Here is a 23,705-nt window from a genome sequence, read left to right as displayed (position 1 = left end):
GACACCTGTGACCGGTGGCGCTCGTCACAGGACCGCGCCGTCACAGGCGGCGGGGCGCCGGCGTCTCGTGTTCGTCCAGTACGCCATGCACGAGTGAGGACGAGGTCATGGACGCCCGATTCAACCTGTTCGACAACGAGATCGCCGCCAAGTTCGCCAAGCGGTTCGCCAACGCCGGCCTGGTGATCCACCAGTCGCCGCTGCCGAGGTCCACGCAGGAGCTGGTGTCGCTGCGGGCCAGCCAGATCAACGGCTGCGGCTGGTGCGTCGACATGCACACCAAGGAGGCCGCGGCCGCCGGCGAGACCGCGGTCCGGCTCCATCTGGTCGCCGCCTGGCGGGAGTCCACCGTGTTCACCGACGCCGAGCGGGCCGCGCTGGCGTTCGCGGAGGAGGGCACCCGGCTCGCCGACACCCATGACGGCGTGTCCGACGAGACCTGGGGCCGGGTGCGCGAGCACTACGACGACGACCAGATCGCCGCGCTGATCGCCCTGGTCGCCCTGATCAACGCGGCCAACCGGCTGGCCGTGATCGCGCACCAACGGGGCGGCTCCTACGAGCCCGGCATGTTCGCCTCGCTCACCTGATCGGCGTCCCCGCGTCCGCGGCTACAGCGCGGCGAGCCGGCCGAATCCCTCCGACCCGTGCCCGGCCTCGATCGCCCGGCGCACCTCGGCCAGGACTGCGCCGAGGACGCCGTTGTCGAGGCCGTTCGCCCGGATGGTGCTCAGGATGTGGTCCAGGGTCGCCGCCACGGAGGTGAGCGTGGCCGCGTCGCCGGGGAAGTGCCCCGCGGCGACCTCCCCGGCGACCTGGTCGATCATGTCGGGGAGGAAACCGAGCATCGCCTTCGCGTGCCCGGCGATGTCGGCCGCGCCGATGTTCTCCGCGGCGGCGAGCCTGAACGTGTGCGTCACGCCGCTCATCGCCGTCCAGAACAGGTCCTGGAGGGCGGCGTCGAACGCGGCGGCCCGGCCGTGGTCCTCCCCGAGGTAGTGCGCGTTCTCGCCGAGCGCGGCCAGCGCGGACCGGTGGGTCTCGTAGGCGTCGCCCGGCCCGCTGTAGAACAGGGCCGCCTCGGGCCCGCCGATGGCCGCCGGGGTGGCCATGATCACGCCGTCGATGTAGTCGATGCCGTGCTCTTCCGCCCAGGCGGCCATCGCGCGCGCCTGCCGCGGCGAGCCGCCGCTGAGGTTCACCAGGGTGCGGCCCCTGAGCACGTCGGCGTCGAGGACCGACCGCGCCACCCGGTAGTCCAGCACGCACACGATGACGAGCGAGCCGGCCGCGATCGCCTCGGCGGCGGTGTCGGCGACGGTGGCGTCGAGGTCGTTCCCCTTTCCCGGGGTGCGGTTCCACACGGTGGTGGGGTGGTGGGCGGCGGCGAACGCGGTGGCCAGGGCGCGTCCCATGGGGCCGAGTCCGAGGACGGTCACGGAGGTCATGCCGGTTAACCTAAACCTTGACATTGACGTCAGAGTCAACACCGGAGTCTGGATGCGTATCGGGGAACTGGCGCGGCGGACAGGCGTCAGCGAGCGCGCGCTGCGGTACTACGAGCAGCAGGGCCTGCTGACTCCGGAACGGCGGCCGAGCGGCTATCGCGTGTACTGCGACGCGCATGTGCCGGCCGTGCGGCGGATCAGGGTCCTCCTCGCGGCAGGCCTGAGCACCGCTCAGATCCAGGAGATGCTGCCGTGCGTCGTGGATGACGAGGGTCTGCTGACACCCGGCTGCCCGGAGCTGGTCGACGGGCTGGTGCGGCATCGCCACCGGATCGACGAGGCCATCGCCGAACTGGAAGCCACCCGCGCCACCCTCGACACGATCCTCGCCGGCCGCCGCCGAGCCGACTGACCCGGAGCCACGCGGCAGGTGGCGGGTCTGTCCAGTGAGCGGCTCTGTCGCACTTTCGGTGGTGACGCGGAGCGATCGTTGTCGTCGGCCTTGCGCGTGTGACGGCAACGAGCTTGCGAGCAAGGTGTATTCGGGATTGTCTCCGTTCCGGGGCGATTCGGGCTTGATCCCGGGCCCCCGCCCGGGGTCATCCACCGGCCGTCTCGCTCGGAGCTGCTCACGGCGCAAAGGATGCGCACGGGACCTCTCTTCGCCTCTCCCGCGACCGATGGCCTGGTTCCGGATGTACACACCCTGATCAGTGCCGACTGTTTTGCCCTGCTTCCTCAGGAGGTTACGGGGTTGAGGGATGCGCTGCTCAGAGAACCGGCCGACAGAGTCCGGGACTTCGGCGATGGCGGGACACCGGATGCCGTGCTCGACGAGGAGGGGGTCAAGGCCGCCGCAGCACGGATGGCGATCGCGGGCGAAGCCCTGGACGAGCAGCGGGCGGTGGACACCGGCATCCTGTACACGCGGTAGTCGCGTAGAAGGAGTCCCCTGTGGCCAGGGGGGACCGCTGGGGCCGCCCACCGTCAGGGGGCGCGCCGTACGTCTCGCCGGTCAGGTGCGCAGGGTGTCGCTGTCCAGGTCGTGCTGGATGACCGTGCCGGTGAGGGGTCCCGCCGGTCCAGCCGGGGCGCAAGGCGCCGACGGTGCCGAGGTTGACGACATCCGACGGCGGCGGGCCGCGGGTGAGCGTCGCGGCGAGCGCGGTCACGGCGTTGACCTTGCCAATACCGGTCAGCAGGACGGGCAGGGATGTGTCGAGGAACTGGGCCTCCTCCTTGACCGCCAGCACGAGCAGGGGACGGTCACCGGTGAGGATTCAGCGTATGGGCGGCTTCCGGATTCCCTATGGTGGCGATCATGACCGAACGCTTCACGACCACACGTCTCGACCAGGCCCCCGAGGTCACCGCGCCCGACGGTTCGGCGGTACGGCCGCTGTGCGTGCTTCCCGGGGCGGCGAGCTTCGCCCAGTTCACGCTCGCACCGGGGCAGACCGCGAAAGCGGTGTCCCACGCCACCGTGGAGGAGATCTGGTTCGTCGTCTCGGGCGCGGGCGAGATGTGGCGCAGCCAGGACGGCCGCGAGGAGGTCACCGCGCTGGAGCCGGGGGTCTGCCTGACCATCCCCCTGGGCACGACGTTCCAGTTCCGGGCAGGAGGTGAGGGACTGCGGGTCGTCGCAGCGACGGTGCCGCCGTGGCCCGTGGACAGCCCGGACGAGGCCAGGTTCGAGATCGGTCGCTGGTGACCTGCCGGACTCAGCCCCCGGACCTTTCGGTTCCCGCGACGCGAGGACGTCCACGGAGAGGTCGTGCGGACGGCGAGCCGCTGTCCCGGCCTATCGCATGCGCCGATGGCCGCGGCAGCACAACGGAGCCTGGCAGGCAACGGAGAGCGTCATGTTCCCGGGCAAGCAGGACGCGGCCTGGGCACTCGACCCGGTTCGTCCACCGAATCGTTCCATACGCACCTACCGCTGCCGTGCGAAGACACCAGGCACGGACCGGGGCGCCGTTCGGATTCCATGACCGGATCACCTCCTCCGGCTTCACCTGTCTCGCGGCGCACTGCGTCGACCGGTGCCCGGGACTTCTTCGCCCTGACACCGAGCCGCTTCCGGAGCGTCTCAGCGGAGACCGGTCGTTGATGCTCCTGTCGCTGACGGGCATCTTCGCGTCGGGGCGGCCGGGACCGTGACCGTGACCAGCCGGGCGGCCCGCCACGCCGGATTCGCCCTGCCCACGGGCCCGTTCGGAGTCGTGTTCACGGCTGGGAAAGGGTTGGGAAAGGGTTGGGCGGGGTGATGCTCGGACTTGTAGCTTGCGGTGGACCGTGACACCGCCCGGCCGCACCACCTGCCCGGAGGCGGCCGGGGCTCGCTCGTCAACGCCTGCCTGACTGCTTCCGGGTCATCGGGCTCGGGGAGGAGAAGCCCACGTTCAGCCGGTGGGCGGGGCTCGTCATCGTGCTCACCCTCTGGGTCAGCGCGGGCATCACGCTGATCAGCGCCCGGTGCCCCGCCGGGGCGCCGGGCCGCACGCCGGTTGCCGGGTCTGCCCGGAGCCATGGGGCTGGCGCCGTGCCGAAGCGGGTCCGAGACCGGCCGTCTGCCGGACCGCGGGCGGGTCAGCCCGCCTGTACCGGGCCGGGCGGGGGTTGCCGGTCGGCGCTGCGGCCGGGGCGCGCCACCAGCGGCGGGACGCCAGTGCGGCCAGGGCGGCGCCGGTGGCGTTGAGCAGTACGTCGTCCACGGAGGACACCCGGTCCAGTCGCAGGACGTACTGGAGGGTCTCGACCAGGACCGAGCAGCCCGCCCCGAGCGCCAGGATCCGCGGCACCGACGCCAGCGCGGTGAACCGCATCGGGGCGAAGACGCCCAGCGCCGCGAACACCAGCAGGTTGCCGAGGATCCCGAGCGGCCCCATCGTGAGCAGGTCCACCACCGGGACCAGGCTGCAGGGCGGTGTCCGTTGCACCGGCGGGCCGGTTCCTGCTCCGGTGCCCTGCGGACGGCCGTCGCGGGGTGCCGACCGCCAGATCGGGCCGCACCGTGGGGTCACCACTCGGGCAACGCGTTGTGCCGCGGGGCGACCGGCTCCGGGCGCGGCCCGTCAGTGACCTTGACGGGCGTTGAGGCGCGCGGCCTGGCGCGTCAGGTGGTCGCGCTCGGCGAGGTTGGGTGCCTTGTGGGCCGCTTCGGCGTACAGCCGTGCGGCCGTCGCCAGGTCGCCGTCGCGCTCGTGGAGGTACGCCGCCACCGCGGCATGGCGGGGCAGGGAGTCGTCCAGTGCCGCGAGCGCCGCCAGCCCGGCGCGCGGTCCGTCGGCCTCCCCGACGGCGACCGCGCGGTTGAGCCGGACGACCGGGCTGTCGGTCAGGCGGACGAGTTCGTCGTACCACTCGACGATCTGCACCCAGTCGGTCTCCTCGGCGGTGGGCGCGTCGGCGTGGAGTGCCGCGATGGCGGCCTGGGCCTGGAACTCGCCCAGCCGGTCGCGGGCGAGGGCGGCCTGCAGGATGCCGACGCCCTCGGCGATCAGCGCGGTGTCCCACCGGCCGCGGTCCTGCTCGGCGAGCGGCACCAGGCTGCCGTCGGGCGCGGTCCGGGCGGCGCGCCGGGCGTGGTGGAGCAGCATGAGGGCGAGCAGCCCCGCCACCTCGGGGTGGTCGATCCGGGCCGCGAGCTGCCGGGTGAGCCGGATGGCCTCGGCGGCGAGGTCGACGTCGCCGGAGTAGCCCTCGTTGAAGACGAGGTACAGGACGCGCAGCACGGTGGCGACGTCGCCGGGCCGGTCGAACCGCACGCCGGAGACGGTGCGCTTGGCGCGGCTGATCCTCTGCGCCATGGTCGGCTCGGGCACCAGGTAGGCGTGGGCGATCTGGCGGGTGGTCAGCCCGCCGACGGCGCGCAGCGTGAGCGCGACCGCCGATGCCGGGGTCAGCGACGGGTGGGCGCACAGGAAGTAGAGCTGGAGCGTGTCGTCCACCGCGGACGCCGGTCCGGGCGCCGGCTCCTCCTCGACCCGGTCCTCGCGCCGGCGGCGGGCGGCGTCCGCCCGGGTCGCGTCGAGGAACTTGCGCCAGGCCACGGTGACCAGCCAGCCCTTCGGCTCCCGGGGCTGGTCGGCCGGCCGGACCCGGAGCGCCTCGACCAGCGCGTCCTGCACGGCGTCCTCGGCCGCCGCGAAGTCGGCTCCGCGGCGGACGAGGACGGTGAGCACGCTTGGCGTGAGGCTCCTGAGCAGGACCTCGTCCATCGGTGACGTCACTCCGTGATGGTGGGCGGCGCGGTCAGGAACGGGCGCACCTCCAGCCACTCGTGGATCGGCTTGCCGCCCGCCCCGGGGGCGGCCGACAGTTCCCCGGCCAGTTCGACGGCGCGCTCGTAGCTGTCGACGTCGATGATCATCCAGCCGGCGATGAGGTCCTTGGTCTCCGCGAACGGTCCGTCGGTGACCGGCGGGCGCCCCTCACCGTCGTAGCGGACCCACGCTCCCTCGGGGGCGAGCGCCTGACCGTCGACGAACTCGCCGGTCTTCTCCAGCCGGGCCGCGAAGTCGTTCATGTACTGCACATGGGCCGAGATCTCCTCCGGCGTCCACCGGTCCATCGGCACGTCGTTGACTGCGGCCGGGGCGCCGCGGTAGTGCTTCAGCAGCAGGTACTTGGCCATCGTGGTTCTCCTCGGTGCTCGTGCGACCCATTGTGGGCGCGTTCACCCCGGGGACGGAGCCGGACGCGGGTTCTCGACATCGCCGTCCGGTTTTTTTCGGGGTGTCTCGTGGACGAGTCCGGGTGAGCCTCTCGCGGGGTCCGGGTCCACAGCATGGCGAGAGCGGAGACCGGCACCGGCCAAGTGCAGCGCCTTCGTCGGTGGGGTCCCGGCGCTGCCGGTCCACCTGGGCGGGACACCGGCCCCGAACCCGGGGGCCGCCGTCGAGGATGGGTTTCCCGAGCGGCAAGCCGCTGGTCGGCGAGGTCGGCGGACTGGTCGTCACCCGGCCCCTCCCCTCCGTGCCCATCGGCTCCCGGAACGACCCCGACGGCCGCCGCTGCCACGACAGCCCCTTCGCCATGTTCCCCGGCGTCTGGCGCCACGGGGAGTGGATCACTCTCACCTCACGCGGCACCGTCGTCATCCACGGCCGCTCCGCGACTCCACCCGAACCGCAATGGCGTCCGGATGGGCTCCTGCGATATCCACGAGGTCGCCCGGAACGCCTGCCGCAGAGCGCCGAGTCCCCCGTCACCGGCCTCGGACAGCCGCACGGCGACTACGGGATGCCGCTGTTCGTCGTCCTCGCCGACGAAAGCGGCACTGGACGACGACCGCGCCGCCGTCACCTCCGCCCTGCGCGGCGAACCGTCACCCCGCCACGTCCCGGACGGGATCATCGCGGTGCCGGCAAGCGGATCGAGGTGCCCGTCAAGCGCATCCTCGGCGGCGGTGCCCCTGGAACAGGCGGTCAACCCTGACGGCGCGTCGCGGGGTGGCGGGTGAACCGCGCGGGCGGGTGCTCACACCCCGGTCTCGGCCGCGATCCGGCCCTCGCGCACCGCGCGCACCAGGGCGGCGTGGTCGGCCTCCGTGCGCTCCGCGTAGGCGACGGCGAAACGTGCCACCGCCTCGTCCAGCTCCTCGCCGCGCCCGCAGTATCCGGCGATGCCGCGCGGGTCGGCGCTGTGCGAGTGGGCGCGGGCCATCAGCGCACCGGTCATCCGCGCGTAGTCGTCGAGCTGCTCCGGAGACAACGCCGCCGGGTCGACGCTGCCCTTCCGGTTGCGGAACTGCCGCACCTGGAACGGCCGTCCGTCCACCGTCGTCCAGCCGAGGAGAACGTCGGAGACGACCTGCATGCGCTGCTGGCCGAGCACGACGCGGCGCCCCTCGTGCTCCACCGGGGGCACCGGAAACCCGGCACGCGCCAGGTGCGGGCGCAGCACGGAGGGCCGTGCCTCCTTCACCTGGAGCACCAGCGGCTCGCCGCGGTGGTCCACGAGCAGCACCACGTACGAGCGGGTCCCGACGCTGCCGGTGCCCACGATCCGGAACGCCACGTCGTGGATGGCGTACCGGCCCAGCAGGGGCCGCCGGTCCTCGGGGAGCGTGCGCAGGTAGCCGGCCAGCGAGGCGGCGACCCCGGCCGCCTCCGCGTCGGGGACGCGCCACAGGACGGGCGGGGCGTCGACGAAGCGCAGTCCGCCGTCCGGGAGCCGTTCGGTGGACTTGGCGGCGTAGCGGGCACTGGTGTTGCGCCGGGCCTTCTCCGCGACGCGCGCCAGCGTGCCCGCCAGGTCGTGGGCGTCGGCGTGCGAGACCAGCTTTTCGTCCGCGACGGCGTTCCACGCCTCGGCGGCGGACATCCGGGCCAGCAGCCGCATCGTCCTGCGGTACGAACCGGCGGCGTCACGGGCCGCCGTGCGGCAGGTGTCCTCGTCGGCTCCGGCCTCGCGCCCGGCCAGCACCAGCGAGGTGGCCAGCCGTTTGAGGTCCCATTCCCAGGGGCCGGGGGCGGTCTCGTCGAAGTCGTTGAGGTCGATGACCAGGTGGCCCCGGGCGTCGCCGTACAGGCCGAAGTTCGCGGCGTGGGCGTCGCCGCAGAGCTGGGCGGTCAGGCCCGTGGCGGGGGTGCCGTGGGCCAGGTCGTGGGCCATCAGCCCGGCGGTGCCGCGCAGGAAGGCGAACGGCCCGGCGGCCATGCGACCCACCCGGATCGGCGTCAGGTGCGGCAGCCGGGCGGCGTTCGACGCCTCGACGGCCGTCACCGGGTCCGGCCGTCCGGTGGGCACCGTGAAGGCGGCGTGGGCGGCCCGGGGCACGGAGTCCCGCAGCGCCTTGCCCTCCTCCTTCGGTGCCCCGGGTCTCCCCCGGGTGACGAACCCCTCCACGTCCGGTATCCGCTCCATGCCGCGCCCTTCTCCCGACACCTCCCGCCCCGCGCCGGGGCGGCGATCCGCAGCACCGTATCTTCCGCTCCGCGACCGGAGGCCACCGCGTCACCGGACGTCCCCACGGCCATCGGTCAGGACATCCGGCGCGGCGCGCCTGTGCCGTCGGCCTCCCGCACCATCGCGGTGTCCTCCCGGGCCCCGGCAGGCGGTCGTCGACCGCGGGATGACGCCGTCCGCAATCGGGCGTTCCTGTGAAGGCGGTCCGAGGGACGAAGGCGTGTTTGCCGGTGTCGCGGAACGCGAGGCCCGGCTCCGCCGGACCCGGCAGGGTCCCGAGCCGCGCGGACTCGGAACCCCGCCGGGGGGCGCTCACGGTGGCGGTGGCGGGGCTCCCACGGAGCGGGCGTCCGCCTTTCGCGGTGTCAGCGGGCGTGAAAGTCCGGCGCCGTGACGCGGCGCCACGGGGCAACGATGCCCCTGGTCGACCGCCGGCCGTGGTCGGTGCCGGGCCGTGCCGACCTGCTCGGGGATCGTCGACGAGAGCACGTCCCGCAGCACCCGCTGCAGATCGGGCGACGGGTCGAGACCCAGCTCGCTCTGCAGCAGGGTGCGGACCCGGTGGTAGGTCTTGAGCGCCTCGCTGCGGCGGCCGGCGCAGGCGAAGGCGGTGATGAGGCGGCTGGAGAACCATTCGTTGAGCGGGTAGGTCTCGGTGAGCGACCGCAGCTCGCCGATGATCTCGTGATGCCTGCCCAGCTCCAGGTCAGCCTGGATGCGGAGTTGGAGAGCGGACATGCGCCGCTCCTCCAGCCACACGACGTGCGCCTCCAGCGCGCTGCCCCGTGACACGTTGGCCAGCGGTGGGCCGTTCCACAGCGCGAGCGCCTCGCGGAGCACCGCCGCCGCCCGGCCGAACAGCCCGCGTTCGAGGTGGTCCTGACCGTCGCTGATCAGCCGCTCGAATATCTCGGAGTCGAGCGTGTTCTGCGGAATCCGCAGCACATAGCCGGGATGTCGGGTGATCAGCAATTCCTTTCCGGCGCTGTCCAGTCCTTCCTCGGCGAACATCCGGCGCAGATGGTAGATGTAGGTCTGGAGTGTCGTCATCGCGCTCCTGGGCGGTGTCTGCCCCCAGAGTTCTTCGATCACGGCATCGGGATTGACGATCTGGTTCGCGCGCACGACCAGCAGCGCGAGAACGCGGCGCACCTTGGGCGGCGCGCTGGCCGGTGACTGGGGCGGTGAGCGGTATGCGTGGACCTCCCCGGCGATCATCGGGCTGGGGGTCGTCGGCGTGCTCAGCCTCGCGCTGTTCCTCTGGCGGCAGGCGACGACGGAGTCACCGATCATGCCGCTGTCGTTGTTCAGGATCCCCGCCGTGCGCAACAGCTACGTCATCCAGGCCCTCCAGGGCCTGGCCCTCACCGGCGTGATCGTCTACCTGTTGACGTATCTCCAGGTCGTCCGGGACGTCAGCGCCACCGGCACCGGAACGTTCCTGGTCTTCCTCGCCGGAGGGATCCTGGTGTCCGGGCTGGTCGGTGAGCGGCTCGGCCTGCCGCTGCGCGCCGCGATGGTCACGGGCACCGCGACGGCGACGGCGGACCTGGTGCTGCTGTTCGCGTGCACCGGGACGGACACCTCGCTGTGGGTGCTCCGCGCCGAGCTGACGCTGCTGGGGCTCGGCTTCGGCCTGATGATCGGCCGGTTGATCACCGTCGTCCAGGAAGCGGTGCCGCCGCCCCGGATGGGGGTGGCCATCTCGGGCGTGCGGTTCTTCCAGTTGCTCGGCGGCGCGACCGGCGCGGCTCTGCTGGGTACGGTGCTGCGCCGGCTGTTCGAGGCCGAGGAGCGCGGTGTCGAGATGACGGCCATCCCGACGCTGAGCGGATCGGAACGCGCGAGCGCCGCGACCGCGTTCACCGACAGCCTGAGCGTCGTGTTCGGCGTCGCCGGGCTCTTCATGGCGCTCGCCGTGCTGTTCTCCACCCGGCTGCGCCGGCCGGATCCGGCCGGTGCGGAATCGGCTCCGCCCGAACCGGCACCGGATCCGGCCGTCCGCTCCGCGTAGCGCACGGCCCCGGCCGCGGCACGCTCCTCGGCCGACGGGTCAGTTGTCGCAGGGACGGTCGCAGCAGGAGGGGGCGCGCGTGACGCAGATGGTGACGGTGTCGGTGTTGCCGGTGGGGTCGGGGTCCTTCTCCTCGCCGCGCACGGTGGCGGTGTTGGTGAGAGGGCCGGCCGCGGTCGCCTTGGCCCGCAGGGTGAGGGTGGCGGAGGCCCCGTCGGCGAGGGTACCGATGGTCCACAGTCCGGTGTCCGGGTCGTAGGTGCCCGGGGAGCCGGTGGCGGACAGGAAGGCGAGGGTGTCGGGGAGCGGATCGGTGACGGTGACGCCGGTGGCCTGGTTCGGGCCGGAGTTGCGGACGGTGAGGCGGTAGGTCACGGTCTGGCCCACGGTGACGGTGGTGGCGTCGGCCGCCTTCACCACGGTCAGGTCGGCGGCCGGCCGGACCTCCGTGACGGCCTCGCCGGATGTGGCGGTCAGCGGCTCGGGGGTGGGTCCGAGACGGTTTTCGTAGGTGGCGGTGGCCGTGTTGGCGATCAGCCCGCCCGCGGCGGCCTCGTCGATGGTGACCCGGTACTCCACCGTGGTCCCCGCGGGCAGCGTCTCGGTGTTGGGCAGGCTGCCCGGCTGCGCGCCGGAGGCGCCGTCGCCCAGATGGAAGACGACACGGTTGTTCCCGGTGTCGAGGTACGCCTGGTCGTCCCCCTCCTGGTCGCTCTTGGGGCCGGCGTTCGGACCGTCGACGATGCGCAGGGAACCGGGCAGGTACGTCGTGCCGGCCGGGATGACATCGGTCAGCGTGAGGGCTTCGGCCGCGCCGCCGCCCTCGTTCCGGGCGGTGACGCGGTAGGTGAGGACGTCGCCCACCTCCAGCGGGCCGACGGGGACGGCCTCCTTGGTGAGCACCACGAGAGGAGCGGTGCCGAAGAACACCCCGTCCAGGAAGTTCCCGATCCCCTGGTTCCCGCCGGCGGCCGACACGGAACGGAAGGCGAACCGGGTCGTCGTCTGACCCGCCGGCACGGTGTAGGTGCCGGTGTAGCTGCCCCAGGCGGTGTTGCCGTCGGTGAAGCGCCGCTGCTCGACGACCGCGCCGGGGGCACCGATGTCCAGCGCCATGGTGTCCTCGCCGTTGCGGCCACGGTGGTACAGCCGCCAGTACAGAACCGAGCCGGGGGTGGTCGGCAGGTCCTGGTAGAGCGTGGCGACCTGGTTGGCGTTGAGCTCGGCGAACTGGTCGCCGTCCGCCGCGGGCACGCCCTGGAACCCGGAGTGCCACAGCTCGATCATGTGATCGGTCGCCGTGGTACGCCAGCCGGGGACCCGCTTCGGCGCCTGCGTCTGCGACGTGTCCGGCAGAATCTCGTAGTTGGTGACGACCGGCTGCTCGAAGCTGCCGTTGACCAGCGCTACACGGATCGGGGCGGGTATGGTCACTGACTTCCCCTTCCTTCGGCTCGGCACTGCCCGGTCGCGCCGCCGGCCGGACGCGCGGGGACCGGCGCGGCGCGCGGGTGGAGCACGGGAAGCACAACACACGCGGCGCGGAGCGGAAAGTGGCCGGGGTGTGGTCCCGGCCAATCCCGCCGGGCGGGGTTGCCCGGCCCCCTGCCCCGTGGGTGAACGGCGTGTCGCCTGCACAGATCACCGGGGGCGGCGCTGACGGCGCGTCACCGCCTCGCCGGGACCGGCGGTCACACCCCGGCCGGATGACCGAAACGCTCATCGGACCGGCCGGAGGGCGGCGGTACGGCGGCGGGTCGCCGGGCCGGAGACCGGATCCGCTTATTGAAAACGAGTACCGTTATCGTAGGATGGGTCTCCACGGGGCGAAGGCCGCGGCCCCGCCATGAACGCCGGACGACGCCGGAAAGAGGCCAAGGGCATGCCGACCGCCGATCCCTACGCGCTGTCCGCGCCGTACATCGATCCGCTCATCGCCGGGTTCTGGCAGGAGATGTCGGGCCCGCTGACGGCGGAGCTGCGGGCCTTGACCGCCCGGTCGGGGCCGGTGGTGGACGTGGGCGCCGGATCGGGGCGCGGGGTGCGGCTGGTGCGTTCCGCGCTGCCCGGCGTTCCGGTGCTGGCGGTCGAGCCGTCCCCGGCGCTGCGCACGGCGCTGTTCGCCCGGCTCATGGACGACCCGGGGGCGTGCCGGGACGTCACCGTGATCGCCGCCGGCGCCGAGGAGTTCGACATGCCGCCGGGCCTGCGCGGCCTGCTGGCGTTCAACGTCATGGGCCACCTTCCGCCACCGGAACGCCGGCGTCTGTGGCAGCGGATCGCGACCTGTCTGGCACCCGGAGGCGCGGCGTTCGTCAACAACCTCCCGCCGCACACGGCCACCGCCGTGCCCCCGTCCCGGGGCGGCGCCTTCCGCGCGGGAGACCTGCGCCACGAGGGCTGGGCCGAGGCGGAGCCGGCCGGCGAGGACTGCCTGACCTGGCACATGACCTACACGACGCTCCGCGACGGCCGGTGCGTGTCCTCGATCCGCGTGGACTACCACTGGTGGGTGGTCACCGAGGAGGAGCTGCGCGCGGAGTGGGCCGCGCACGGCCTGCGCGCCCGCACCGCCGGGGAGGGCCACGCCGCGTTCTTCGTCCTCGAAGCCCACGGCGGCTGAAGCCACCGGAGGCGGTCCTCGGCGGGGTGACGCCCACGCAGCCCGGTGGCCGGGGCGGTCCCGCCGTGGCCCCGGCCGTCGGGGGTCACCGGCGTGTACGGCGGCGCGCGCCCAACGGCGCGCTGCCCGCCGGCTGGATGAACTGGAGTTCCAGGGCGGGCGGCGGCTCGGCCACGCCGGGGCCGCCGGCGGCGGCCCAGCGCAGGATGTCGTCGACACAGGCGTCGTCCATGGCCCAGCCGATCCAGGTGGCCCTGCCGCCGCCCCGCCGTCCCGCTCCGGACGGCCGGATCACGACGACATCGGCGTGGCCGCAGGGCCCCAGGCAGTCGGTGGTCCGGACCGTGAAACGTCCGCCGGAGGCGACGGCGGCTGCCCGCATCCGGTCCAGGTGCCGCTCGTGACCGGTGCCGGGCCGCACGGCGGGGTTGCCGCAGCAGCACCCCCGGCACACGATCACCGCGCAGGGACGGTCGCGGGCGGCGCCGATCAGGGTCCGCGGGCCGGGACCGGCCGTCACAGGCCGGTCCGGGACGGCAACCGGTGGGCCCGCACCCGGCCGTCGCGGTGGGCGGCGATCAGGAGGCCGGGTCCGGCCCAGGCCAGCGCGGCCACGGCCGCCTCGCCCCGCAGGGTGCGGGCCGGGCGCAGCCGGGCCCCGGGGTGCCCGGCGGACGCGTGCCACAGGGCGACGGTGCCGTCGTCACCGCCGCTGGCGAGCTGTCCGGCCGAACCGGGCCGCCAGGCGAGGGCGGTGACGGTCTCGTGGGCCTGCAGCGAGCGGGGCGCGGTGCCTGCCGGGCCCTTGCCGGAGAAGTCCCAGACCGTCACGTCCGGGGCGCCGTCGGCGGCGAGCCAGCGGCCGGTGTCGTCGAAGGCCAGGCGGGCGACCTTCTGCGGGTAGCCGGACATGGTGAGTTCGCCGCCGTCGCGGGTGCGCCAGATGTGGATGGAGGCGTCCTGGTTGCCGCTGCAGATCCATCGGCCGGTGGGCGCGACGGCCAGCGCGAGGTGCGAGCCGATGTACGGGTACGTCGCGACCGGCGCCGGGGTGTGGCGTTCGTGGGCGCGCACGGCGCCGTAGGCGGCGACGGCCAGGCGGCGGCCGTCGCGCATCCAGGCCAGGTCGGTGACGGTGCTGGCGGCGGGCTCGGTGGTCCACACCTCGCGGCCGTCGGCGGCGAGGACGAGGGCCCGGCGGCCGGAGGCGACGGCGACGCGCCCGGAGTCCGCCCAGGCGGCGGTGGCGGACCAGGTGCCGGTATCGGGCGCGGTGATCCGGCCGTCGGCCCGCCGCCACAGCGCGTATCCGGTGGGGCCGGTGGCCGCCAGGTGCCCGGCGTCGGGGCTGAGGGCGACGCTCAGCAGCCCGCCGGGCAGGCGCAGGGCCTCGGCGCCGTCACCGGTGGCCGCGTCGAGGATCCAGGCGATGCCGGCGGCTCCGGCGACGGCGAGGTGGCCGCCGCGCGCGCTGAGCCCGACGGGCGCGTCGTCGACGGTGGTGCTCCAGGCGGTGCCCAGGCCGGCGCCGGGCGCGGTGGTGGCGCTCACGCGGCGGCCCCGGCCGGGGTCAGGCAGGCGGCGAAGTCGCGTTCCAGGGCATCGCGGTCGAGGTTGCGGCCGATGAAGACCAGCCGGTTGCGGCGGGCCTCGCCGTCCTGCCAGGCGCGGCCGAACTCGCCGTCGAGCAGCATGTGGACGCCCTGGAAGACGTACTGCCGGGACTCGCCGGCGAGGGCGAGGATGCCCTTGGAGCGGAAGATGTCGGCACCCTGGGTGCGCAGGAGGGTGCCCAGCCAGCGGTTGAGGCGGTCCTCGTCGAGCTCGCCGGGCAGGTCGATGCCGACCGAGGTGACGGTGGTGTCGTGCTGATGCTCGGTGTCGGTGAGGAAGGCCGGGTCGTCGGCCAGCACCCGGTCCAGGTCGAACGCCCCGACGTCCAGGATCCGGCGGAGGTCGAGCTTCGCGTGCCGGGCGGGGATGATCTGGACGGGGGTGTTGATGGCGCGGATGCGGGCGGTGACCTCGGCGATGGTCGCCTCGTCGGCGAGGTCGGTCTTGTTGAGCACGACGCGATCGGCGAAGGCGATCTGCTCGACCGCCTCGTTCTCCACGCCTTCGGGCTTGACCTCGTCCAGGTGGCGCAGGACGTGGGCGGCGTCCACCAGGGTGACGATGGCGTCCAGGCGGAGCCGGGCGGCGATCTCGTCGTCCATGAAGAACGTCTGGGCCACGGGCGCGGGGTCCGCGAGTCCGGTGGTCTCGATCAGGATGTGGTCGAACTTCTCGCGCCTGCGCATCAGCGCGCCGAGGATGCGGATCAGGTCGCCCCGCACGGTGCAGCAGATGCAGCCGTTGTTCATCTCGAAGATCTCTTCCTCGGCATCGAGCACGAGGGCGTCGTCGATGCCGACCTCACCGAACTCGTTCTCGATGACGGCGATCCGCAGACCGTGGTGCTCGGTGAGGATCCGGTTGAGCAGGGTGGTCTTGCCCGAGCCGAGGAAACCGGTCAGCACGGTGACGGGCACCCGGTCGTCCGCGGGCCGGCCGGGTCCTCCGGATCGGTCGGGTCCTTCCGCCGGGGCCGCTTCCGGGGCGGGCGCGGTGTCGGTCATGGGGTCAGGCTCCTTCGGGTGCGGTGGCGAGCAGGGTGCGCACGTCGTCATCGGTGACCTGCTCGACGGGGCGGTGCAGGGTCCAGCGGCGGGCAGGGCCGCCGGGCGGCAGGACGGCGATGACCGTCTCCAGCGGTGGGCAGCCCGGCTCGGCGCAGGCGAGCTGCTGGATCACCACGGCGGTGTCGTCGTCCAGGCCGAGCAGATGCCGCACGGTCTGTTTCAGTGCGGACATCCGGGCCGGCGGGCGGGGTGGGCGGGCTCCGAGCGGCATGGCGGTGCTTCCTGGTCGGCGTGGGTGATTCCGTCGCCCCCGGCGGCCCCGGCGGCCCGGGGGGCGGGATCGGCGTGACCGGCCGGGGCGGAACGACCGGGGACGGCGGGCCGGCAGCGGGCGCAGACGCCGGTGAGTTCGACGGTGTGCTCGACGGCGGCGAAGCCGGCGTCCGCCCCGACCCGGTCCGCCCAGGCCTCCACCACCTCGGAGTCCACCGGCCGACTCCGGCCGCAGCAGCGGCAGATGAGGTAGTGGCGGTGTCCCCCGGCGGGACGCACCCGGTACAGCCGCTCGCCGGCCTCGTCACGCACGACGTCGGCCCGCCCGCACGCCTCCAGCTCGCGCAGCGCGCGGTAGACGGTGGTCAGCCCCACGCCTGCCCCGTCCGCGGCGAGACGGGCGTGCAGTTGCTGGGCCGAGAGGAAGTCGGGGCAATCCGCGAGGACATGGAGAACGGCTGCCCGCTGACGCGTCGTTCGCCCGGCGGGCAGCGCATGCGCCACGTCCTCGGCCGTCCGGCAGCCCACGGCGGATCACCCCCAACTCGATCGTCGGCACCGGGTCAGGACTCTACATGAAAATGAATTCCATTTGCCAAGAGGAGTCGTGGGCGGCGGCACCGCGGTCGGGCCGGGTGGGTCAGGTGGTGCGGTAGGCGTCGATGATGGTCTGCGTCATGGAGTTGCCCTGGGCGTCCTCGACCTCCGCGCGGAAGGAGACGGTGCCGCCGGCGGGCGGGTTGGTGACCCGGATCCGGTCGTCGCTCAGGACGCGGGCCCGGGACCAGGTCTCACCGCCGTCGTAGGAGACGTCGATGGCGAGCGACGCCAGGTTTCCGTCCGCCGCCGACCCCTCGACGGTGAACGGCACGCGGAGGGTCTCACCCGCCGGGGAGGTGCTGTCCAGCGCGAGGCGTGGGCTGAAGCGGACCGAGGAAGCGGGCAGCCGGACGGTCTCGCCGTCGGGCCCCGCGGCGGAGGTGAAGGTGTAGGCGGTGGTGATCTCCGTGCTGACCGAGGTGTGCGGGACAGGCTCGGCCGCCGCCCCGGACAGGCCCTCGGTGAGGCCGCCTTCGGAATCCCCGGGGTCCACCGCCCGCGCCGCCGGGCGCACCGTGCTGACCAGTTCGTACGCGGCCTCGTCCGGCGGCACGTCGAACCGCGCCCGGTCGATCGAGGTGTTCCAGCTCCGGTACTCCTCGCCGTCGCGGTAGAGCGTGGTCGTCGCCCGGAAGGAGGGGGCGAAGCCGAGGTGCCCGGCGCCGTCCGAGAACGGCCGCACCAGTCCGTGGATTTCGTTGCCGGTGCGGAACAGGCCGGTCTCGGGCAGGCCGGTCATGGGGCCGAAGACGCCGACGTTGAAGGTGGTCCGGTAGCGCTCGCCCGCTTCGTATTCGGTGGGCTCGGATTTCGCCGAGTACCCGTACGAGAGGTCGTCGAACTGGTAGAAGTCCAGCCTCCACGGGCCTTCCGCCGCCTCGACGAACACGTCGAGGGTCTGCGGGAGTTCGCGTTCCCGCTGGAAGACCATGTCGCCGCCGGATCCCTCGACCGGCTCCGCGCTGAGCACACCCCGCAGACCGGGGACGGAGGCGCCGAGACCGGTGGTGATCCGGGCCAGGTCGCCGCGCCGGGGGTGCTCGGTCAGTCCGTGGAAGAACGCGTCGGGGTTGTACTCGGCGGTCTGGTACAGGCGTTCGCCGGTCTCCCAGGTGCTCGCCGCGCTGCCGGCGACCCGCCAGCGCTCCGACTCGGGGCCGAGGTACGCGGTGCGGATGCCGTCCGGCATGCCGGTCATGGTGACCGAGTGGCCGTACGGGACCGGGAAGTCGAACCAGATCTCCAACCCGACCGTGAGGCTGGTCAGTTCGGCCTCGTCATCGGGGACGGCCATGCTGATGTCACGGGCCTCGGCCGCGTCGAGGGTGAGGGTCGTGTCCTCGGTGATCACGGTCGACGGCCGCACCAGCCAGTCGAGGCCGGTGTACTCGTCCGAGCCGGGCCGGTGATAGCCGATCATCGCCGTCATCAGGTACTCACCCGGCGGCAACTGGACCGTGCCGTCCCCGCTGGAGACCGAGTAGGACTCGATCGGGCGGCGCGTCAACTCGTAGAAGGTGGCGCGCCAGCTCGTCGCCGCGGCACCGTCGCGGTCGGTGGCCTCGACGGTGAGCGTGACCGGATTCACCGCCTCCTCCGCCTCCCGCGTCGCCTCTGTCGCCTCGGCCGTCCCGGAGATCCCGGACCGTTCGGTCAGCTCGGGGGGCAACTCCGGGAGCGGGTCGCCCAGATCGCTGATCTCGCGGTGGTCACCGAATTCGGTGGTGATCACGGTGGTCGGTTCCGGGTCGTCACCGATCAGGCCGATGTGCCGACCGTCGTCGGCGGTGATGACGCGGGGGGCGTCGCCCGAGGTCCCGTCCTCCGCCGCGCCCGCCGGCCCGGTCACCGTCGCGGCGGCGGCCAGGGCCGCCAGCGCCGCCGCGGCCGTGGCGAGGAAGAGCCCGCGTCTCTCCCGGTGCCCGCTCCGGTCCTTTCCCCCTCGTTCCTTGCTCCTCACACGTCCTCCCCAGGAGTGATGGCAGCGAGGAGCGGCTACCCCCCGCGCTCCTCAGGATGCGTGCGGGGACAGGGTATTCAGCCGCGCGGGAATGCGGAGATGAGGTGTGGGAGACATGAAGACACGTGGCCGTTGACAGGGTTCACGCGCCCGGCACGCGGGGCGGTGAACGTCCGGCCGGGGGGGCATCGTTCGTCCGCACCGCCCTTGGGGATGCGGCCCGTCTCGCGCATGCCCCGGGCAACCGTGTCGTCGCGCCGAGCGGCGGGCGACGTGACGCCGCGGGCCGCCGGTTGAGGCGACACGGCCGGGCGTCCCGGGAGGCCCGTCTCCTGTGTCGTGGCGGTGCGGCCCTCCGCGGTCCGCCGAATGTGGCACACCGTCAGGTCTCGCTGCCCGCGCCCCGGTCGATGGCGTCGGCGTGTTCCCTGAGCCAGGCGATCTCATGGTGCAGCCAGGTGCCCGGGCCGACGGCGCGTCCGGCACGGTCGTGGAAGTCGCGCTCGGCCTCGACCCGGGCGACGATGCGCCCGCCGAAGCCCCGGCGGGCCTCGTCCGCGAGTCCGTACGCGCCGAGAAAGGTGCGCAGGAGGGCCAGTTGGCGGTCGAGAGGACCGGCGATGTCGGCGCCCAGCAGCCACAGCCAGGCGGCGTAGGCGAGGTCACGCGTGCGGGGGCCGGGAGCGGCCTGGTCGAAGTCGAAGGCGGAGGCGGGAAGCCCGTCGACAAAGGTGACGTTGAGCGGCGAGAAATCGTTGTGGCACACCGTCTCCTCGCCGCCCGCGATCGGCGCGCCGGCGGTCGCGTCGTGCAGTCGGCGCAACAACCGTGCCGCCGCGGTGATCTGGGCGGGCGACCAGTCACGGGCCTGAAAGGCGGTCCGCGTCTCGCCGTGCTGGAAGCCGAGGATCTCGCGGCCCTCGGCATCGGTTCCGAGCAGCCTCGGCGCGGCGTCGCAGCCGACGTCCTCCAGGTGCCGGAGCAGCCGGTGCACAAACGGCGAGTGCGGCCCGACCGGCCGCCGCACCGTGTCCCCGACGCGGACGACTCCCTTCGTGATCCGGCCTCCGGTCAAGGGAATCTCCAACTCCTGTGCCACGGGCGTCAGCATAGACACCCCGGCGGGGTGCGCCGGCCGGTGGCGCGTGCGGCGCGGATCGCGTACAGCGCGTCAAGGGCCGTGGTCCCCTCGTCAAGGACACCCCGGGGGCGGCCCCGGCACACTCGGTGCTGCGGCAGGGCGCCGCGGAATTCCGGGGGTGAGTTCGGGCGAGCACGGTGCGAGGGATCGGACGGGTGGCCGCGGCCGTGGGCCTGGTCGCCGCGTTGGGCGTTGGCGGTGCGTCCACCGCCGCGGCGGACCAGGACCGGGCGGCGCACGTCGGGGTCCTGGCCCGGTACCAGGGCGGGACGATCAACCTGGCGGAAGGCTGGGAGGACGCCAGGATCTGCCACCAGCGGGAGAACGGCCAGGTCCACTGCTACGGCAGCGAGGCCGCCTACCGGGCCGGGGAGGACCTGCCCCCGGCCCGTTCCGGGGACGGCACCCTGGCCGGCGAGGACTACCCGCAGAACTACGTCTGTCTGTGGGACGGGGCCGGCTACACCGGGCCGCGGCTGCAACTCCCGGCGGTCGGCGGCGCTCATGTCCTGAGCGACTACGGCTTCGAGGACCGCGCCACCGGCGTCGTCAACCGTTCCGGCATGTTCGCACAGATCGTCGACGACGGGTACGACGATTTCCCCAGCCTCGGAGTCCCGCCCGGTCCCGGGTTCCCGGATCTGAGCCGGCAGGCCCACCCGCACGGCGGCTCCTGGGACAACCGCGCCGACCTCGTCCGGACGGGCTGAGACCGCCGCCCCGGGCGGTGGTGCCCCCAGGGCGGGCGACCGGTCGTCAGGAACGTCGCGTCCACCGCGTCGGGTGGTGCGTGCGTGGGTCGTCGCGACGGGCGACCGCGGCACCATGGGGTCAAGGCGAGCAGCGGCCATGACGTCCGGATGCGCACCGGTCCGGCACAGGGAAGGCCCGAGGAGGACCGCACGCGTGCTCGACGCGGCGTGCGGCGACGGCCCCTCGGGCCGCCTCGTCCGTCGCCCGGCGGTTCAGAGGCTGGTGAGCAGGGCGTCGAGTGGGGCGGGTACGCGGTCGGGGTCGAGGGCCTCGACGAGAGCGCGGCCGTAGTGGATCTTCCGCCCCTTCTTCGTGCCGAGGAAGCGCCGCATCTGCTGCTGTGGGGTGCGGCCCCGCTGTGCGGGCTGGCGCAGGAAGGTGTGCAGGGCGCGCAGGTCGCCCTCGGCCCGGACGACTTCCTCCACCCGCGTCATCCCCAGCGCGCGGATGAGCTCGTCCTCCAGATCCGCCGCGCAGACGAAGAACGTCTGCTCGCCCTGCCAGCCGCGGGCGTAGAAGCCACGCTCGGCCTCGTCGCACAGTCCCGCCAGGCGCAGGTCCAGGCCGGTCGGCCCCAGGAGACGGGCGAAACGCCCGACGCCCATCGCACCGCCCATCGACAGGACACACACTCCCTCGGCCGCCAGGTCCCGTCCGCGCCCGGCGGCCAGCGCCCCGACCGCCGCCGCGTCGCTCGGCCCTTCGAGCAGGACGACCGCCCGGACCGGCAGCCGCACGGCCAGTTCCCGCGCGGGAGCGCCGGGTCCACCGGCCGCCCACCCGGCGACCGCCTCCCGGAACGCCCCCATGTCAGCCATGACACGAGTCTGCGCCCTGCCTCGCCACCGCGGTAGGGAATTCCCGCCCGGGTGGGGGCGGAAGTCCGCCGGGAAGGGACGGGTGGCGATGTCCTCGGGCGGGACGCCATCGGGCCGGGGCGCCGCGGCCGTATCCCGGGCCGCGGGGCCTACCAGTCCTTGCCCGCGCGCAGCAGGTGGTCGCGGACGAGCGCGACGTGCGGGTTGGCGGGGGCGCCGGGCCGCTGGACGAGGAAGACCGTGTTCAGCGGCGGGTCCTCCGGGTCGTGCAGCGGAACGACGGCGCCCGAGGCGAGCTCGGCCAGGCACAGGTAGCGCGGCAGCACGCTGAACCCGGCGCCCGCGGCCACCGCGGCGAGCACCCCGCGCAAATCGGGCACCGTCACGGCGGCCTGCCGGGTCAGCCGCTGGCCGAAGACGTAGCGCCAGTAGCGGCGCGCGATGGGCAGGTCCTCCGCGTACGTGATCAGCGGCACGGCGTCCAGCGCCGCCGGTCCCTCCTCCGCCACCCGCCGCGGAGCGCCGATCCGCCGTGCCCACCCGGGGGCGGCGACCAGCACGAACTCCTCGTCCATCAGCGGCACGGCCTCCAGGCTCCGCCCGCGCGGCCGGGTGCTGGCGATCACCAGGTCGTGGCGCCCGGCGCGCAGCTCCGCCAGCAGCGGATCGGTCAGGCCCAGGGTGACGCGCAGCCGCACGCCGCGCCCGGCCAGCTCCGCCAGCCCGGGCAGGACGCGCGCGCCCATCACCTCGGCCGGGCCCGCCAGGTGCACCGGGCCCGGCGCCGCCGCGCCCGGCCCCGGGCCCTCACCCGCGGCGGCGGTCAGCGCGTCCAGCGGCGGGGTGAGGCGGGCGGCCAGCTCGTCCGCGTAGGGCGAAGGCGCCACGCCCCGCGGCAGGCGTTCGAACAGCTCGCGCCCCAGCCGCCGCTCCAGCGTGCGGATCTGGGCCGTGACGGTCGGCTGGGACAGGCCCAGCAGGTGCGCGGCAGCGGTGAACGAGCCGGCCCGGTGCACAGCGACGAAGGTACGCAGGAGGTTCAGGTCGACCGGCCCGCCGGGGGTGGGCCCCGCCACCCGCTCGGGCCCCTCGGGGTGTCGGTGCGGCACGCGGACGACTCTAGGCCCTCCCGCGCGGGGTACCCGTCCGGCGCCCGGCCGGGCACCCATCGGGATCCCGATGGGAGACATCGCGGGCGCTATTGGTGTCCCTGGGGCAGTCCGTCCTACGGTCGGGGCATCGGCACCCTGACGGCCCCGGGCGGCGGAGACCGCCGCGCGACGGCCGAGAAACCACCGAGAGACGCGGAGCACCGCACATGTCGAAGATCCTGTTCGTGATGACCGGCGCGGACCACTGGACGCTGAGGGACGGCACCAAGCACCCCACCGGCTTCTGGGCCGAGGAGGCCGTCGTTCCCTACCGGGCGTTCACCGCCGCCGGCCACGAGATCACCGTCGCCACCCCGGGCGGCGTCGTCCCGGCCGTGGACCGCGCCAGCCTCGCGCCGGAGGTGAACGGCGGCCCCGAGCAGGCCGCTGAGGTCGCCGCGGCACTGGAGGCGATGCCCGAGCTGAAGCGCCCGGTGAGGCTGGAGGACGTGGAGGTGACGGACCACGACGCCGTCTTCTACCCCGGCGGCCACGGCCCGATGGAGGATCTGGCGGACAGCGCCGACTCCGGGCGACTGCTGGTCCGCGCGCTGGACACGGGTACGCCGCTGGCCGTGGTCTGCCACGGGCCGGCCGCCCTGCTGGCCGCCACGCGCGAGGACGGCACCAACGCGTTCGCCGGCTACCGGCTGACCTGCTTCACCAACGCGGAGGAGACCCAGGCGGGGCTGGCCGGGCAGGCGCCCTGGCTGCTCCAGGACCGGCTGGTCGAGGCAGGGGCGGACTTCGCCGAGGGCGAGCCGTGGGCCCCGCACGTGGTCACCGACCGCACCCTGGTCACCGGCCAGAACCCGGCCTCCTCCGCCCCGCTGGCCGACGAACTGCTGCGAAGGCTGGCCTGAGACCATGCCGGCCCGGCCCGGCGGATCGTTCCCGCTTCCGGTCGTTCAGGAAGGTCCCGGGTGCCGCGCCTGGATCGCCGGGCGTCCCGACCGCCGTGGTGCCCGGCGCGGCAGCGCGGTGACGAGCAGCGACAGCACGGCCGTCGTGGCCATGGCCCGGCCCACCCTGTGCGCGGCCCCCGGCAGCGGGGCGGGGCCCCGGGCCGGTACCGGACCGAACGCCTGCCCGCGCATGTCGTCGCGGGCGTGCCGCACCAAGCGCTCCCGCGACGGCGGCGAGGCCGCGCACCCGGAGACGGAGAGCCCGGCACGTGCCGCGGCCACGGGCCTCGGCCGTGCCGGCGGGAGCGGCGCGCGCAGCGACGGGATCAGGCGGTCGCGGGATTCCTCCGGGACGAAGCGCCCGGTCCACGATGCCCCCGGTGAGCATGCCGACCGCCCCGGCCGTGAGCAGCTGTCCGGCGTGCTCCCCGGCGGGGGGCCGGTGACGGGCTGAGCGGTGAGGGGAGGCGTCGGGCGGCGCGGGGG

Annotated in this window: 24 protein-coding genes and 1 pseudogene; 8 read left to right on the top strand and 17 right to left on the bottom strand. The window is 73.9% G+C overall.

The window, feature by feature from the left end:
- Positions 1–107 precede the first annotated feature (107 nt).
- Positions 108–590: a carboxymuconolactone decarboxylase family protein gene (locus ACSNOC_RS07610; protein ID WP_436746496.1), complete on the top strand. Its 483-nt coding sequence runs from the start codon at positions 108–110 to the stop codon at positions 588–590.
- Between the two features lie 21 nt (positions 591–611).
- Here the strand turns inward: ACSNOC_RS07610 and ACSNOC_RS07605 are convergent, their stop codons facing one another.
- Positions 612–1,448, bottom strand: coding sequence for an NAD(P)-dependent oxidoreductase (locus tag ACSNOC_RS07605; protein WP_436746495.1), 837 nt, complete (start codon positions 1,446–1,448; stop codon positions 612–614).
- Between the two features lie 52 nt (positions 1,449–1,500).
- Here ACSNOC_RS07605 and ACSNOC_RS07600 point away from each other — a divergent pair, with 52 nt between their 5' ends.
- Positions 1,501–1,860, top strand: a complete 360-nt coding sequence (locus ACSNOC_RS07600; RefSeq protein ID WP_436746494.1) for a MerR family transcriptional regulator — start codon at positions 1,501–1,503, stop codon at positions 1,858–1,860.
- Positions 1,861–2,769: 909 nt separating this feature from the next.
- Positions 2,770–3,159, top strand: coding sequence for a cupin domain-containing protein (locus tag ACSNOC_RS07595; protein WP_436746493.1), 390 nt, complete (start codon positions 2,770–2,772; stop codon positions 3,157–3,159).
- A 901-nt stretch (positions 3,160–4,060) separates the two neighbouring features.
- Here ACSNOC_RS07595 and ACSNOC_RS07590 read toward each other — a convergent pair.
- From ACSNOC_RS07590 to ACSNOC_RS07580, 3 genes and pseudogenes are all read right to left on the bottom strand, one after another.
- A pseudogene (locus ACSNOC_RS07590) lies at positions 4,061–4,366 on the bottom strand (VanZ family protein); the annotation flags it as partial.
- A 156-nt stretch (positions 4,367–4,522) separates the two neighbouring features.
- Positions 4,523–5,668, bottom strand: coding sequence for an RNA polymerase sigma factor (locus tag ACSNOC_RS07585; RefSeq protein ID WP_436746515.1), 1,146 nt, complete (start codon positions 5,666–5,668; stop codon positions 4,523–4,525).
- An 8-nt stretch (positions 5,669–5,676) separates the two neighbouring features.
- Positions 5,677–6,084, bottom strand: a complete 408-nt coding sequence (locus tag ACSNOC_RS07580) for a YciI family protein (protein ID WP_436746492.1) — start codon at positions 6,082–6,084, stop codon at positions 5,677–5,679.
- Between the two features lie 269 nt (positions 6,085–6,353).
- On the opposite strand from ACSNOC_RS07580, the gene ACSNOC_RS07575 reads away from it, so the two are divergent.
- The gene (locus tag ACSNOC_RS07575) at positions 6,354–6,887 is read left to right on the top strand and encodes a hypothetical protein (protein WP_436746491.1); all 534 of its coding nucleotides are present in this window, start codon (positions 6,354–6,356) and stop codon (positions 6,885–6,887) included.
- 42 nt (positions 6,888–6,929) lie between these two features.
- On the opposite strand, the gene ACSNOC_RS07570 is transcribed toward ACSNOC_RS07575, so the two are convergent.
- A complete protein-coding gene (locus ACSNOC_RS07570) occupies positions 6,930–8,318 on the bottom strand; it encodes a DUF2252 domain-containing protein (RefSeq protein ID WP_436746490.1) in 1,389 nt (462 codons plus the stop codon).
- Between the two features lie 354 nt (positions 8,319–8,672).
- Positions 8,673–9,578, bottom strand: a complete 906-nt coding sequence (locus tag ACSNOC_RS07565) for an AfsR/SARP family transcriptional regulator (protein ID WP_436746489.1) — start codon at positions 9,576–9,578, stop codon at positions 8,673–8,675.
- Between ACSNOC_RS07565 and ACSNOC_RS07560 the strand changes: the two genes are divergently transcribed.
- Entirely contained in the window at positions 9,463–10,374 is a 912-nt protein-coding gene (locus ACSNOC_RS07560; RefSeq protein WP_436746488.1) for an MFS transporter, read from the top strand. The genes ACSNOC_RS07565 and ACSNOC_RS07560 overlap by 116 nt on opposite strands.
- A 39-nt stretch (positions 10,375–10,413) precedes the next feature.
- On the opposite strand, the gene ACSNOC_RS07555 is transcribed toward ACSNOC_RS07560, so the two are convergent.
- Positions 10,414–11,808: a DUF7507 domain-containing protein gene (locus ACSNOC_RS07555; protein ID WP_436746487.1), complete on the bottom strand. Its 1,395-nt coding sequence runs from the start codon at positions 11,806–11,808 to the stop codon at positions 10,414–10,416.
- Between the two features lie 448 nt (positions 11,809–12,256).
- Here ACSNOC_RS07555 and ACSNOC_RS07550 point away from each other — a divergent pair, with 448 nt between their 5' ends.
- Complete coding sequence (locus ACSNOC_RS07550; RefSeq protein ID WP_436746486.1) at positions 12,257–12,997, top strand: class I SAM-dependent methyltransferase; 741 nt, start codon at positions 12,257–12,259, stop codon at positions 12,995–12,997.
- A gap of 85 nt (positions 12,998–13,082) precedes the next feature.
- On the opposite strand, the gene ACSNOC_RS07545 is transcribed toward ACSNOC_RS07550, so the two are convergent.
- From ACSNOC_RS07545 to ACSNOC_RS07515, 7 genes are all read right to left on the bottom strand, one after another.
- Complete coding sequence (locus tag ACSNOC_RS07545) at positions 13,083–13,517, bottom strand: (2Fe-2S) ferredoxin domain-containing protein (RefSeq protein ID WP_436746485.1); 435 nt, start codon at positions 13,515–13,517, stop codon at positions 13,083–13,085.
- On the bottom strand, positions 13,514–14,548 hold the full coding sequence (locus ACSNOC_RS07540; RefSeq protein ID WP_436746484.1) for a WD40 repeat domain-containing protein: 1,035 nt from the start codon (positions 14,546–14,548) through the stop codon (positions 13,514–13,516). The genes ACSNOC_RS07545 and ACSNOC_RS07540 overlap by 4 nt, the downstream gene beginning before the upstream one ends.
- Positions 14,545–15,615 (bottom strand): CobW family GTP-binding protein, encoded by a 1,071-nt coding sequence (locus tag ACSNOC_RS07535; protein WP_436746483.1) that lies wholly within the window; start codon positions 15,613–15,615, stop codon positions 14,545–14,547. Before ACSNOC_RS07535 ends, ACSNOC_RS07540 begins: the two co-directional genes overlap by 4 nt.
- 4 nt (positions 15,616–15,619) lie before the next feature.
- The gene (locus ACSNOC_RS07530) at positions 15,620–15,850 is read right to left on the bottom strand and encodes a hypothetical protein (RefSeq protein ID WP_436746482.1); all 231 of its coding nucleotides are present in this window, start codon (positions 15,848–15,850) and stop codon (positions 15,620–15,622) included.
- On the bottom strand, positions 15,838–16,395 hold the full coding sequence (locus ACSNOC_RS07525) for a Fur family transcriptional regulator (RefSeq protein WP_436746514.1): 558 nt from the start codon (positions 16,393–16,395) through the stop codon (positions 15,838–15,840). The genes ACSNOC_RS07530 and ACSNOC_RS07525 overlap by 13 nt, the downstream gene beginning before the upstream one ends.
- 136 nt (positions 16,396–16,531) lie before the next feature.
- Positions 16,532–18,451: a hypothetical protein gene (locus tag ACSNOC_RS07520; RefSeq protein WP_436746481.1), complete on the bottom strand. Its 1,920-nt coding sequence runs from the start codon at positions 18,449–18,451 to the stop codon at positions 16,532–16,534.
- 382 nt (positions 18,452–18,833) lie between these two features.
- On the bottom strand, positions 18,834–19,550 hold the full coding sequence (locus ACSNOC_RS07515; RefSeq protein ID WP_436746480.1) for a phosphotransferase: 717 nt from the start codon (positions 19,548–19,550) through the stop codon (positions 18,834–18,836).
- A gap of 197 nt (positions 19,551–19,747) precedes the next feature.
- On the opposite strand from ACSNOC_RS07515, the gene ACSNOC_RS07510 reads away from it, so the two are divergent.
- Positions 19,748–20,302 (top strand): peptidase inhibitor family I36 protein, encoded by a 555-nt coding sequence (locus ACSNOC_RS07510; RefSeq protein ID WP_436746479.1) that lies wholly within the window; start codon positions 19,748–19,750, stop codon positions 20,300–20,302.
- 255 nt (positions 20,303–20,557) lie between these two features.
- Here ACSNOC_RS07510 and ACSNOC_RS07505 read toward each other — a convergent pair whose 3' ends face one another.
- Positions 20,558–21,163 carry a TOPRIM nucleotidyl transferase/hydrolase domain-containing protein gene (locus ACSNOC_RS07505; protein ID WP_436746478.1) on the bottom strand — a complete coding sequence of 202 codons (606 nt, stop codon included), beginning with the start codon at positions 21,161–21,163 and terminating at the stop codon, positions 20,558–20,560.
- Between the two features lie 149 nt (positions 21,164–21,312).
- Positions 21,313–22,272: a LysR family transcriptional regulator gene (locus tag ACSNOC_RS07500; RefSeq protein WP_436746477.1), complete on the bottom strand. Its 960-nt coding sequence runs from the start codon at positions 22,270–22,272 to the stop codon at positions 21,313–21,315.
- Positions 22,273–22,481: 209 nt separating this feature from the next.
- On the opposite strand from ACSNOC_RS07500, the gene ACSNOC_RS07495 reads away from it, so the two are divergent.
- Positions 22,482–23,177, top strand: a complete 696-nt coding sequence (locus ACSNOC_RS07495) for a type 1 glutamine amidotransferase domain-containing protein (RefSeq protein ID WP_436746476.1) — start codon at positions 22,482–22,484, stop codon at positions 23,175–23,177.
- A gap of 45 nt (positions 23,178–23,222) precedes the next feature.
- Here the strand turns inward: ACSNOC_RS07495 and ACSNOC_RS07490 are convergent, their stop codons facing one another.
- Positions 23,223–23,501, bottom strand: a complete 279-nt coding sequence (locus ACSNOC_RS07490) for a hypothetical protein (protein ID WP_436746475.1) — start codon at positions 23,499–23,501, stop codon at positions 23,223–23,225.
- Positions 23,502–23,705 lie beyond the last annotated feature (204 nt).

This window comes from Streptomyces sp. URMC 129, assembly GCF_051386415.1.
Taxonomy (GTDB): domain Bacteria; phylum Actinomycetota; class Actinomycetes; order Streptomycetales; family Streptomycetaceae; genus Streptomyces.
Note: the sequence above shows the minus strand (reverse complement) of the source record. Positions and strands in the feature narration are given on the sequence as shown.